Raw genomic sequence first — 12,171 nt, forward strand, 5'->3', positions numbered from 1 at the left:
TCTACTCGCTTTTAACAGATAAATAGCGGCCCCCGCTACTGTCAACATTGACAGTTTCGGTAAAACAAAGCCTGCGCTGTACTCACCTCAACCACTGACCAACAGGAGAGTTGAGATGGAGTTTACTTCTGGTACTGCAAAACAATTAAATAGTTACAATGAATCTACCTATATCGAACTGGCTAACTACCGCTACCAAGTCTTCGTCGAAAAACTGGGCTGGGAGCTAGATACTCCAGAAGGTTTCGAAAAAGACCAATTTGATCGAGAAGACACTGTTTACATCGTTTCCCGCGATGAAGAAGGCGCAATAAACGGCTGTTCCCGTCTACTACCAACCCACAAACCTTATTTACTTGGTGAAGTGTTCCCGCAACTGATGAACGACTTCCCACTCCCCTGCTCAAAAGACATCTGGGAGGTCTCTCGCCTAACGACTTTGGATACCAAAGCAGCAGTTGGCAGCAAACCTGACCCGAAAATCACCACCGAGCTAGCGTTCAAGACTCTCAAAGTGGCTAAAGAGCACGGGGCCAAGCATGTTGTCGGCGTTGCGACCTTGATGATCGAACGCCTTTACCGTCGTCTCGGTTTACGTTGCCACCGTTTAGGCAAACCGCAAATCATCGACGGCTATGCGCTGGTTGCACTCTCCATTGACTTGCAGGAGCAGCTAGGCTGATTGCTGGGTACACACCGTATGGATCGTATCCCGACGCCAACATAGCTGACTAATATACTTCATCAGCAACTCATCGTAGCGAGCAGGGCTGACATCGTAGTCGTCTTCTCGCAGCTGAATGTTACTCCGTGGCAAGCGAATGGCATCACAATGCATACTGCCGTTCGCGTAGAACCAGCGCCAATCCCAGCCTAGGGTGATGGCGCTGCCGTTCTCATAAAACCATTCGGTGTAACCCGCTAGCTCCGATGCCTGCGCTGATTCAGTCGCAACCGCATCGCCACGCTCGTTATCTACCCCTGACAGCAAGTGCTGCATCGGGAAACACAATAACTGTTCAAAGGTGATCCTAACCAAGCCATCATCAGAAACCCTAACTGCCGGCAGGTGCTCAGGCTGTGCAATCGGAGACGGAAGTATCTGTTGTTTAATCAAAGCAAAACTCGCCTGTGTTTTTAGTATCAGTAAATAAAGCAGTGCTTGTTAACCAGCTCAATTGTCAACATTGACAGTTGCGGTATACTGAAGCATGGACATAGTCGTGATTTTTTGCGAATCACTCATGGTAAATTCGCCCGACGTTAAGGTAATCGACAGAGAAGTATGGATAGCTGGTTAGAACAAGAATTGAACAGCTTGGAGTCAAGCAATACCAGTCGTGACTACTTTGAACATTTAAATCGAGTCGCAAAAGAATTTGGTTTTGAATACTGTGCCTTTGCGCTACGTCAGGCCTACCCTATCTCCTCTCCTAAAACCGAAATTCTCACCAGCTACCCCTTATCGTGGCAGTTGCAGTATCACCGTAATAACTACATTGAAGTCGACCCAACCGTAAAGCATGCTTTACAGTCACAGCTTCCGGTTGTTTGGAATGAGCATCTATCCCAGCAGCAGCCTGAGTTTTGGGAGGATGCTCGCTCCTTTGGTATTCAATATGGTTGGTCACAATCGACTCGAAACGGAGATGGAAGTGTTGGCTTGCTTGCATTCTCGAGGGCTAATGAAGAAGTTTCTCCTCAAGAGATCAAAGAACACTGCTACCGCTTGATGTGGTTAGCCCAACTTACCCATCATGGCCTATCAGGTCGGCTATCCCGAGAAGGTGGTCGCAGCTACAACTTAACCGAGCGCGAGATCGAAATGTTGAAATGGACTGCCGATGGTAAAACCGCTGAAGAGATCGCAGTAATCTTGAGCATTTCCGCCAGGACAGTGAACTTCCACATCGGTCAGGCAGTCAGTAAATTGCAGGTTGCCAACAAGACCTCGGCTACGGTAAAAGCCGCACTTGAAGGACTTCTCGCCTAGTCTAGATTAGCGCTAGGTAAGGCTGCGGCTTGCGTATATACTAGCGCCCGACTTTTCTGGGGGTTGCCACATTGGATTTTCATTCCGCTATCTATTTAATCGGTTTAGTTGCTGTGTTTTTCTTTGCGCTGTGGGGCGCATTGGCTGCGGCTAAGCGAGAGCTCGACATTCTGGCCTTTATCTTTGTGGGTACAGTGACCGGGATTGGCGGTGGTACGTTTCGCGATCTACTGCTCAACACTGAGCAAGTTTTTTGGGTCGCGGATCAACGCTATCTGGTCGTCTGCGTGGTGGGTTCTGCGATGACCTACTTCTTCGCCCATCGTGTAGTACAGATTGACCGAGTGCTGCAGTGGATCGATGCCGCCAGTATCGCCATGTTCGCGGTACTCGGCACCATTAAGGCTCTTGATTACAACGCACCTATCTCCGTGGCTATCTTGATGGGCGTGATGACCTCCACGTTGGGCTCTGCGATCCGCGATATGATGCTGCAGCAGAAACTGATGATCTTCGAGCCAGAGATTTATGTGACCGCTTGCTTGTTTGGCAGTGCCAGTTATGTCGCACTCCAATACCTTGGCGTAGAAGAGATCAGTGCCATTTTGCTCGCCAGTGCGGCAGCCTTTGCACTTCGGGTACTGGCGTTCGAGCTGGATCTGCGCTTTCCTCACTACAAACTATCCCGCCTGCAAAACCGCGAAATCCGCAAGCAGAAGTACAAAAACCTCAATTAGTGCTGGTTTGCCGTCCAGCCACATGGTACCTGTTTGATAAACAACCGTTTATCGACTCGTACCATGAACCTCTACCTGCGCTTTCTCTGGCTAATCATGCGACAACTACTACGTCGCGATACCAATGCAATGCTCGACTCGCAACGGCTGCACTTTCGAGTGTGGCCACACGACTGCGATATCAATCTGCACCTCACTAACTCGCGTTATCTAGGTTTTGGTGATCTTGGAAGGCTTAACTTCTTACTGACCACACGGTTTGGCCGCAGCGCGCTCAAGCAGCGCTGGACCGGCGTGGTGAACGCCCAAGTGATCACCTATATTCGCCCCCTCGCACCAATGGCCTGCTTTGAGATGGAAACCGAGCTACTTGGTTGGGATGAGAAGTATTGGTATTTCGAGCATCGTTTTTTGAAAGGTGAAACACTTCACGCCAGCATACTCGTGCGCGGGGTGTTCCTGAGTAAGGGTCGAGTACTCAGCATGCAGCAGGTCACTCACCTATCAGGTGAACAAAACATCTCTCCTGAGTTGCCAGAAAGAATACATAAATGGCGCGATCTACTGCGGCAAAAACGCCAAGATGCCAGCGCTGGATGATACTCAGTTCACAAGCTGTTGATACAAGCTATTGACTTATAAGTTAATTAAAATAAGCTGTCACTGAAAACGCTTGCAGAATTGTGGGCTTTTTCACAAACAAGATAAAAGCTCCGCGCCAGTAACGATGATTTAACTTGTTTTACGCAATTCAGCCATACAGTAGCGAGGTAGTCCGTTTGTAAGGCGTCTTTCCCGCCCTATGCTCGCGTTTAGATCTGCACTCATCGCTGCTTCAGACGCCTTATTTTTTGCAGTTACGATAAGTGAAAGGGAGTAATCACATGTCTGAAAACCGTTATTCGCATACCTCCAGTAACCGCTTGGTTCGCCGTACCGTTGCTTTAGTTCTTGCCGGAGGCAAGGGCACCCGCCTTAAGAACCTTACCAATAAAGTGGCAAAGCCTGCCGTCAGCTTTGGTGGTAAATATCGCATTATTGATTTCACCTTATCCAACTGTGTGAACTCAGGGGTTCGCAATGTGGGGGTGCTGACTCAATACATGGCCCACCAGCTCATTATGCACCTTCAAGCCGGTTGGCAGATGCTTAGCCCCTCTTTGAAAGAAGGAGTTTCAATCATTCCGGCTCAGCAGCGCACTGGTGAGAACTGGTATCGCGGCACCGCCGATGCGGTCTATCAAAACCTGGATATCATCGATCATGATCGTTTTGACCGGGTGCTGATCCTCGGTGGCGACCATATCTATAAGATGGACTACTCGCGGATGATCAACTTCCATGCGGAGAATGATGCCGATGTAACCGTGGCCTGTATTCGCAAACCCTTATCTCAAGCCTCTTCGTTTGGGGTCATGGGACTGGATGAGAGCGGCCGCATCGTGGATTTCGAAGAGAAGCCGAAAAACCCTAAACCCGATCCCGGCCACCCAGAAGATGCTCTGGTTTCGATGGGCATTTACATCTTCAATATGGACGTGCTGGATGAAGAGCTGCGCCAAGGCCTACTAAAGCCTGACTACGCCCATGACTTTGGTCACAACGTTATCCCCGAGATGCTAAAAGACCGCAAAGTCTTTGGTTATGTGTTCTCTGCCCCTGGCCACCCCGGACGCACCGCCTACTGGCGGGATGTGGGTAACTTGGATGAGTTTTTTGCGGCAAATATCGACCTACTCGATCCCGATCCAGAGTTGGACCTCTACGACCGCGACTGGCCAGTTATCACCGAGCAAAAGCAACGCCCTGGTGCCAAGTTCGTATTCAACTAAGAACAACGCTGCGGTTATGCCACTGACTCACTTATCGCTGCAGGTGTGATCGTCTCCGGCGCGAAAGTGAACCGCAGCCTGCTATCCATCGATGTGCGCGTGGAAGAGCGCTCGGAGCTGGATGAAGTGATTGCTTTGGAAGGCGCCACTGTCGGCAAGAACTGTCGCTTACGCCGGGTGATCATCGGTGAAGATTGCGTGGTGCCAGATAACACCGTGATTGGTTTTGACCCCGAAATAGACAAGCAGCGTTTTGTTTGCTCAGACAAAGGCGTGGTACTGGTAACCCGCGATATGTTCGAGTAGCCACAAGCCATCAAACAACCATCATCAGAGCCCCGTAAACCGGGGCTTTTTTGTTTACAGGCTACTCCGCTGCACTCTGTGGCAGGTCGAGATAGCATTGCTGCTTAAGCCATAACCCCAATGCCCGAACATCCGCCCTGTTACGCAGCTTATTCTTATAGACAAAATAGAAGCTATCGCCAGTTACCAAGTCATGCATCGGTAAGCGCACCAAGGGTTGGTGATACTCAGACTCGTCCAAAAAATAGGGATTGATAAAGGCGATGCCCTGGTCATAACGCGCCGCCTCGGTGGCCAACAGCATATGGCTAAACTGAGTCAGCTGCGGCGATTTTGGCCAGCGAAAACCACCCTGCTCGCACCACAGTTGCCAGTCTTCAGCAAAGCGCCCTTCCGGAAAGGTGCTCTGCACCGTCAATAGGTTCTCTTGCCAAAGAGCTTCAGGCAATGCCTTTCCTTGTAGCCGCTGCCACAGCTTGGGTGAGCACATCGGGTAGAGTCGCTCTTTATAGAGATACTCCACCACTGCATCACGCGATGGTGGGCTAATCGTAACAAAGCAGTCTGCTAGCTGATCGGAGATGGTCGGGTCATCGGCGACCATATTTAGGCTCAGGTTGATCTCGGGATGCTGATTCTTGAAATCCCCCAGCCTCGGGATCAACCACTTGACCGCCAAGGATGAATAAATCGCCAGACGCAAGTCACCTCGGCTACCCTCGACAATCTGCTGGCTGGCCTTGGCGATACCGTGCAGCGCTTGGCTGATTTCGCCGTAGTAACGCTCACCCAGAGGCGTCAGGCTGAGCCGCCGTCCTTGCCGCACAAACAGGCTATGCCCCAAGTAATCCTCCAGTAAACGGATTTGGTGGCTCACCGCACTTTGGGTCACGTGTAGGTTCTGCGCAGCCTGAGAGAAGCTATTTAGTCGAGCAACCTGTTCGAAGTACTGGATAGCCCGTAGCGGTGGCAATCTCACTATCTAAATATCTCATACTAAAAATAATATTCATCATTATGATTCATCATAAAGCAGAGATACAGTATCGGTCTGCTTTCAGTCGACAGTATTCAAGGGGGACCACCGGGTGAAGCCACTCAGCTTAGGCGCAGCGATGTTATTACTGGTTGTCGGCAACCAAATCGCGGTGTTTTCCGATGTCGTGGTCAAGCTGGCCAATAACCAAGAGGCGGTTTATCAGTTTGTATTCTACCGCCAGCTCAGTGCGCTGTTACTGCTGCTGCCCTGTTTGTTATGGATACCCCGTTACCGCGGTCCGCTAGGGCTGCGCTGGCATCTGCTACGCTCGCACATCTGGCTGGCTGGCGCAGGCTTGATGATCTATGTGCTCAACAACCTGCCACTGGCCACCGCCAATGCGATTTTCTACTCTGCGCCGCTGATGATGTTGCCGCTGGGGATTTGGATAAATCGCGAGAAGCTATCGCTCAGCGCCTGGCTGGCAGCCCTGATTGGCTTTATTGGCGTGTTGGTGATTGTAAAGCCCACCGAGCTCAACCCAGCGGCCCTAGCGGCCTTAGGCGTCGCACTAACCTTGGCATTGAATAACCTGCTGATCCCGCGTATTCCGACCAAACAGAATGTGGTAATCGTGCTGCTACTGACCAACCTGATGGGGCTGCCGAGCACCGCTGCGCTAAGTTTTGCTGAAGGGCATAGCTGGGATTGGCAGCTGTTTATCAACGCCAGCTTGTCCACCGTGTGCATTCTGATCTATGCCGGAAGTTGTGTGCTGGCCTACCGCAGCGCCGAGAGCAATAAGATTGCTGGCGCGGAGTACACAGGCCTATTGGGTGCCATCGTAGTTGGTGTGTTGGCCTTTGGGGAATCCTTGGATGCCAGCCTGCTGCTGGGCGCGCTGTGTATTATCGCGCCGCTATTGTGGCTGGCCAACCGCAAGCAAGATAAAACACCCGCAAAAGAGGCGCTCTGTAACGAGCTCTCTAACGAAGAGCTTAACGAGACAAGCAGTCCTCCCGAGTACCCCGCCAACACCCATCAAGCGGCTACACGGGAAGATCCTTAGGGCCTCGACCCTAAGCGACTACTCGGTTTAGCATGGTTTTCAGCTGTGGCACACAAGAGCCACAGTTGGTACCGGCGCTGCAGCTTCTACCAATCGCTTCCACGCTATCGGCACCTTGCTCGATGCACTGCTCGATGGTCCCTTCGCGCACTTGATGACAAGCACACACCACCTTGCCCAATGAGGGCTCAGGGCTGGTACCGGCTAAGATCCCGCGCTGCACTTGCTCAGAAACCGGCTGGTTTAACAGAGACTCCAGCCAAGCTTGGTCGCCCTGGCTGGCATAGGCTTGCAGCTCAAAGCTAAACGCCAGGCCATTGCCGGTAATCGCCGCGCAACGGTACTGCTGCTTAGCATCGTCACGATAATCGAGGGTTTGGCTGCCATTCTCGGTCAACATGGCTTTGAGCGACTGATAGAACTCCGCCGGGCTCTGCGCGCTGGCCAAGGTATAGAGGTAGCCCTCAGGCAGCTTTTGCTCGCACCAATAGATATCTGACGCAAAGCGGCGCCCATCGATAGCCTCACGGCTAAGCACGCTCCCCTCAGATAAAAACTCAAGCGCGGCGAGCGCCACCACAGTGTACTTCGCGGCAGGCTGACCCGAGAGCGGATCACAGGCCTCGCCGACCAGTTTGCTCACCGTGCCAACGCTGGAGTTTTGCTCAGACCAATGGATCGGCATAAATAGCTGACCCGGAGTTTGGGCATCACTTACCCGCAATCTCACCACCAACTCGCCCTGTTCGCTGCTGACCTTGACTAACTGCGCGTCACTGAGCCCCAGCAATTGAGCGTCAATCGGCGCGATATCCAGCAGCGGTTCACTGCTATGGCTGCCCAGTTGCGGTGCTAAGCCGGTGCGGGTCATAGTGTGCCATTGGTCGCGCACCCGGCCGGTATTCAGTAGCAGCTGCCCCGGTTTGGGTTGCGGCAATACCAGCTGCTGCAAGGCCAACATCTTGGCCCGTCCGTTGGCGGTGCTAAAGCCGCCATCGGCAAACAAGCGAGGCGAGTCAGTGTCGAGTGGCCAACTGACTGGCGCGAAGTCTTGATAGGCCGCTTGGTCTTGTTCGGCCAACACCGAGATATCCAGCCCGCGCGGCTCACTGTCCTGCAGCAGGTTGGTCAGCTTGGCGTGCTCGGCAAAAATCTCGCTGGGGTGTTGATAGGCAAAGGCCTCGCCAAAGCCCATTCGCTTGGCGACTTGCGAGAGCAGCCACCAGTCGGCCTTGGTATCTCCTTGCATCTCAACAAAGGGACGCTGGCGCGATAGCATCCGCTCAGAGTTGGTTACGGTACCTTCGCGCTCGCCCCAGCCGGCTGCAGGCAATAGCACATCGGCGTAGCGAGTGGTATCGGTGTGTTGAACACAGTCAGACACAATCACCAGTGGGCAGGCCAGCAAGGCCTCGCGGATCTTGTTGGCATTGGGCAGGCTTACCGCTGGGTTGGTGCCCATAATCCAGATGGCTTTGATCTTACCGCTATGCAAAGCCTCGAAAATATCCACCGCTTTCAGGCCCGGCTGCTGTGCCAGCTGCGGCGCTTGCCAGAAATCCGCTAAGGCGCTGAGGTGAGTCGGCGTGTAGTCCAGATGCCCGGCTAATAAGTTCGACAGCGCCCCCACCTCTCGCCCACCCATAGCATTGGGCTGGCCAGTAATCGAAAAGGCCGAGCTGCCAGGCTTGCCCAGTTTGCCGGTGGCCAGATGCACGTTGATAATCGCGTTCACCTTGTCCACCCCTTGGTGGCTCTGGTTCACCCCTTGGCTAAACAGACTCAAGCAAGCGGGACTTGCTGCGAACAACTGGAAGAACTGGTGAAGCTCAGCAACGCTCAGCCCACAGCGCTCGGCCAAGGCTTCGATATCACCCGCTTGAGCGATGGCTGCATCAATCGCCTCAATCGCACCATCCACATGCTGTTCGATATAGTCTTGGTCCAGCTGCTGTTGGTCGGCCAGATAGGCGAGCAGTCCGTTGAACAAGTCCACGTCATGGCCGGGGCGCAGCGCCAAATGCAGGTCGGCGATATCACAGCTATCGGTGCGGCGCGGGTCGATTACCACCAGCTTCATCTCTGGGCGCTGCAACTTGGCCTGCTTCAGGCGCTGGAACAAGATCGGGTGACACCAAGCCAGGTTAGAGCCGATAAGGGTCACCAGATCGGCCTGCTCAAGGTCGTCATAACAGGCCGGGACCAAGTCCTCGCCAAAGGCACGTTTATGCCCGGCGACCGCTGAAGACATACACAGCCGAGAGTTGGAATCGATATTTGCGGTGCCGATAAAGCCCTTAATCAGCTTGTTGGCCACATAGTAATCTTCGGTAAGTAGCTGGCCTGACACGTAAAAGGCGACGGAATCCGGCCCATGCTCAGCAATCGTTTGGCTCAAGCGGCTGGCCGCGTAGTCGAGGGCGCGCTCGAGCTTTTCAGGGTGGCCTTTGATCATCGCGTGGCGCAGCCGGCCCTGCTCAATCACGGTCTCACCCAAGGCGCTGCCTTTTGAGCAGAGTAGTCCTCGGTTGGTGGGGTGGCTGGCATCGCCTCTTACCTGAGTGGTGCCATCGCTACGCTGACGGGCCTCAACCCCACAGCCAGTGCCACAATAAGGACAGGTCGTTTTAATCCAACTGGTTCCAGCCAAAGTGCTCTCCTTGCTACGCGCATCGACTACCTTTGTTCGAGGGTCAGCGGACGGCGCTCTATTCTATTTTTACATCGTATTTATCCTGGGAATTGCAAATGTTGAACCAGCTTGAATTGCGCGGTTTTTCTACTCCTTTAGGAATAAGAATCGATGCGTTTTTCGCGCTTGCTGAAGACTAACCATCCAATCACGCACCCAAACGGTGCATCACGGCGTCTAAGTTGGGGCGTACGGAAAAAGACGAGGAGAAAGGAAGTGCTCTAGGTCCTTGCACTCTAGTTACATATGAATTACCGTATATATGAATTTTCGAATGTATTGGTTTTCCTGTTACGCGATGCTAAGTATTCTGTTTATCTGCACCAATAACGCTGGCCGCTCCCAGCTAGCCGAAGCCATCTGCAACCATGAGTTTGCCGATAGCTTTAAGGCGCTCAGCGCTGGCGCACGGGCAACCCAAGTCTCCGCCGAGCTATATCAGTACTTTCAGCAACATGAGCTGCAGGCCAGCCATCAAACCAGCAAAGCGCTGGAAAGTCTTCCCGCCCAGAAGTTTGATTACGTGATTACCCTATGTAGCGAAGCCAAGCAAGAGTGTCTGTCGCTGCCCGATAGCCCCGGGGTATTGCATTGGGAGCTGCCTTCTACCCGCGATGAACAAGGCCAACCACGCTTTGATGACATTGCCGCGCTGCTACGCCAGCAACTGAAGCGCTTACAAACCTATATTCAACAGCGCCCCCAATCACTCGAGCCACTGCAGGTGTTCAAGCTACTCAGCGACGAAACCCGTTTGCAGATCATGATGCTGATTGAGGACGAACAACGCCTGAGCGTGAACGAGCTTTGTCAGGCACTGGCTGAGAGCCAGCCGAAAACCTCGCGCCACCTGGCGCTACTGCGCGAAAGTGGGCTGCTGAGCACCACACGCCACGGCCAACAGATTTTCTACCACCTTCCGGATTGCCATGATGCTTGGGTTGCCAAAGTGCTGGCCACCACCCGTATCGCCAATCCATCACTAATTAACCTGCCGCTGCTGCGCCTGCGCGAACTGCGGCTACAACTTGCAAACCAAGAGAGTTAAGCATGTCTCAACATCCTGTATTCCCGATTGCCATCACCGACGATGCCCAACTACTGCTTTGCCCCTGCCCGGGCACCAAAGACGCCGACCTGAGCAGCTCACTGCAGCAACTCAGCCAAGCCAACAGCGGCGCAGTTCTGACCGCGATGACCAGCGAAGAGCTGGCAGCCAACGGTGTGGATGCCATCGGTAAAACCTCAGTGATCTTCGATATGCAATGGTTCCACCTACCGATTGAAGATGACACCGTACCCGGTGAAGAGTGGGAAGCGCGCTTCCAGGGCTTTTTGCCACGCTTTAAGCAGCTGATTAATAGTGGTGTAAACCTGGCCATTCATTGTAAGGGGGGCAGTGGTCGCACCGGCCTTATCGCCGCGCGCCTGCTGCTGGAATACGGTGTGGAGCTGGATGAAGCGATTGCCCGTATTCGCACGGTTCGCCCGAACGCCTTTAACCTTGAAAAACAACAAAGCTACATTGCGCAATTTGCCAAATAAGAGAGAACACTATGAGCATTAAAGTTGGAATCAACGGCTTCGGCCGTATCGGCCGCCTGGCACTTCGCGCAGCCTTTGACTGGCCTGAGCTGGAGTTCGTGCAAATCAACGACGTAGCGGGCGACACCCAGACCCTGGCTCACCTGCTGCAATTTGACTCGGTGCAAGGCACTTGGGAGCACCAAGTCACCACTGATGGCGACAACATGGTGATCAACGGCCAAATCATCGCCTGCACCCAAGAGCGCGACTTAAGCAAGATCGACTGGTCTGGCTGCGACGTGGTACTGGAAGCCACCGGTGTTCACCGCGATGTGGCGCTGCTGCAAGGCTACCTGGACCAAGGCGTAAAACGTGTAGTGGTATCAGCGCCAGTGAAAGACGATTCGGTGGCGAACATTGTAGTCGGCGTCAACGACGCGATCTTCAAGCCAAGCGAGCACCGCATCGTAACCGCGGCGTCTTGCACCACCAACTGCTTAGCGCCGGTTATTAAGGTGATTCACGAGAAGCTGGGTATTGAGCATGGCTGCATGACCACCATCCACGATCTGACCAACACCCAGACAATTCTGGATGCGCCGCACAAAGATCTGCGCCGCGCCCGCGCCTGCGGTATGAGTCTGATCCCAACCACCACCGGCAGCGCTAAAGCGATCACCGAGATCTTCCCGGATCTAAAAGGCAAGCTGAACGGCCACGCGGTACGTGTACCACTGGCTAACGCCTCACTGACCGACATGGTATTCACAGTGGGTCGCGACACCACCGCTGAAGAGGTGAACGCGCTACTAAAAGAAGCAGCCGAAGGCGAGCTAGAAGGCATCTTAGGCTACGAAGAACGGCCGCTGGTGTCTATCGACTACAAAGGCGACCAACGCTCAAGCATCGTCGACGCGCTAAGCACCATGATGATCGGCCCGCGCATGCTTAAGATCTACGCCTGGTATGACAACGAAATGGGCTACGCGACCCGTACTTCTGAACTGATCCGCAAAGTAGGTTTAGCAGGCTAAGC

12 protein-coding genes and 1 pseudogene are annotated in these 12,171 nt (G+C 53.4%); 10 read left to right on the plus strand and 3 right to left on the minus strand.

Translation table 11 applies throughout. The features are described from left to right. The first annotated feature begins 115 nt into the window (after nt 1-115). Entirely contained in the window at nt 116-682 is a 567-nt protein-coding gene (locus G462_RS0111630) for an acyl-homoserine-lactone synthase (RefSeq protein ID WP_026959144.1), read from the plus strand. Here the strand turns inward: G462_RS0111630 and G462_RS22620 are convergent. Continuing rightward, nucleotides 674-1,117 carry a DUF4902 domain-containing protein gene (locus tag G462_RS22620; RefSeq protein ID WP_169720170.1) on the minus strand — a complete coding sequence of 148 codons (444 nt, stop codon included), beginning with the start codon at nt 1,115-1,117 and terminating at the stop codon, nt 674-676. The two genes, G462_RS0111630 and G462_RS22620, sit on opposite strands and share 9 nt — an antisense overlap. Before the next feature lie 168 nt (nt 1,118-1,285). Between G462_RS22620 and G462_RS0111640 the strand changes: the two genes are divergently transcribed. The 5 genes and pseudogenes from G462_RS0111640 to G462_RS24945 form a co-directional block, all read left to right on the plus strand. Further along, nucleotides 1,286-1,993, plus strand: coding sequence for an autoinducer binding domain-containing protein (locus G462_RS0111640; protein WP_026959145.1), 708 nt, complete (start codon nt 1,286-1,288; stop codon nt 1,991-1,993). Between the two features lie 71 nt (nt 1,994-2,064). After that, nucleotides 2,065-2,730 (plus strand): trimeric intracellular cation channel family protein, encoded by a 666-nt coding sequence (locus tag G462_RS0111645; RefSeq protein ID WP_026959146.1) that lies wholly within the window; start codon nt 2,065-2,067, stop codon nt 2,728-2,730. Between the two features lie 33 nt (nt 2,731-2,763). Then, the gene (locus G462_RS0111650; RefSeq protein ID WP_157378609.1) at nt 2,764-3,330 is read left to right on the plus strand and encodes a thioesterase family protein; all 567 of its coding nucleotides are present in this window, start codon (nt 2,764-2,766) and stop codon (nt 3,328-3,330) included. 284 nt (nt 3,331-3,614) lie between these two features. Continuing rightward, complete coding sequence (locus G462_RS22625) at nt 3,615-4,562, plus strand: sugar phosphate nucleotidyltransferase (RefSeq protein ID WP_245579558.1); 948 nt, start codon at nt 3,615-3,617, stop codon at nt 4,560-4,562. A 15-nt stretch (nt 4,563-4,577) separates the two neighbouring features. Next, nucleotides 4,578-4,868: pseudogene (locus G462_RS24945) on the plus strand (GlgC family sugar phosphate nucleotidyltransferase); the annotation flags it as partial. Nucleotides 4,869-4,929: 61 nt separating this feature from the next. On the opposite strand, the gene G462_RS0111660 reads toward G462_RS24945, so the two are convergent. Further along, nucleotides 4,930-5,847: a LysR substrate-binding domain-containing protein gene (locus tag G462_RS0111660; protein WP_026959148.1), complete on the minus strand. Its 918-nt coding sequence runs from the start codon at nt 5,845-5,847 to the stop codon at nt 4,930-4,932. Between the two features lie 109 nt (nt 5,848-5,956). Between G462_RS0111660 and G462_RS22630 the strand changes: the two genes are divergently transcribed. Further along, entirely contained in the window at nt 5,957-6,916 is a 960-nt protein-coding gene (locus G462_RS22630; protein ID WP_211234217.1) for a DMT family transporter, read from the plus strand. Nucleotides 6,917-6,926: 10 nt separating this feature from the next. On the opposite strand, the gene G462_RS0111670 is transcribed toward G462_RS22630, so the two are convergent. Continuing rightward, the gene (locus tag G462_RS0111670) at nt 6,927-9,566 is read right to left on the minus strand and encodes a nitrate reductase (protein WP_026959149.1); all 2,640 of its coding nucleotides are present in this window, start codon (nt 9,564-9,566) and stop codon (nt 6,927-6,929) included. A gap of 316 nt (nt 9,567-9,882) precedes the next feature. On the opposite strand from G462_RS0111670, the gene G462_RS25055 reads away from it, so the two are divergent. The 3 genes from G462_RS25055 to G462_RS0111685 are packed head-to-tail and all read left to right on the plus strand — an operon-like array spanning nt 9,883 to nt 12,169. Next, entirely contained in the window at nt 9,883-10,656 is a 774-nt protein-coding gene (locus tag G462_RS25055; protein WP_051326710.1) for a metalloregulator ArsR/SmtB family transcription factor, read from the plus strand. A gap of 2 nt (nt 10,657-10,658) precedes the next feature. After that, on the plus strand, nt 10,659-11,153 hold the full coding sequence (locus G462_RS0111680) for a phosphatase domain-containing putative toxin (protein WP_026959151.1): 495 nt from the start codon (nt 10,659-10,661) through the stop codon (nt 11,151-11,153). Nucleotides 11,154-11,164: 11 nt separating this feature from the next. Continuing rightward, nucleotides 11,165-12,169 carry an ArsJ-associated glyceraldehyde-3-phosphate dehydrogenase gene (locus G462_RS0111685; protein ID WP_026959152.1) on the plus strand — a complete coding sequence of 335 codons (1,005 nt, stop codon included), beginning with the start codon at nt 11,165-11,167 and terminating at the stop codon, nt 12,167-12,169. The last annotated feature ends 2 nt before the right edge of the window (nt 12,170-12,171 follow it).

It is taken from the genome of Aliagarivorans taiwanensis DSM 22990 (assembly GCF_000429505.1).
In the GTDB taxonomy this organism is placed as follows: Bacteria; Pseudomonadota; Gammaproteobacteria; order Enterobacterales; family Celerinatantimonadaceae; genus Aliagarivorans; species Aliagarivorans taiwanensis.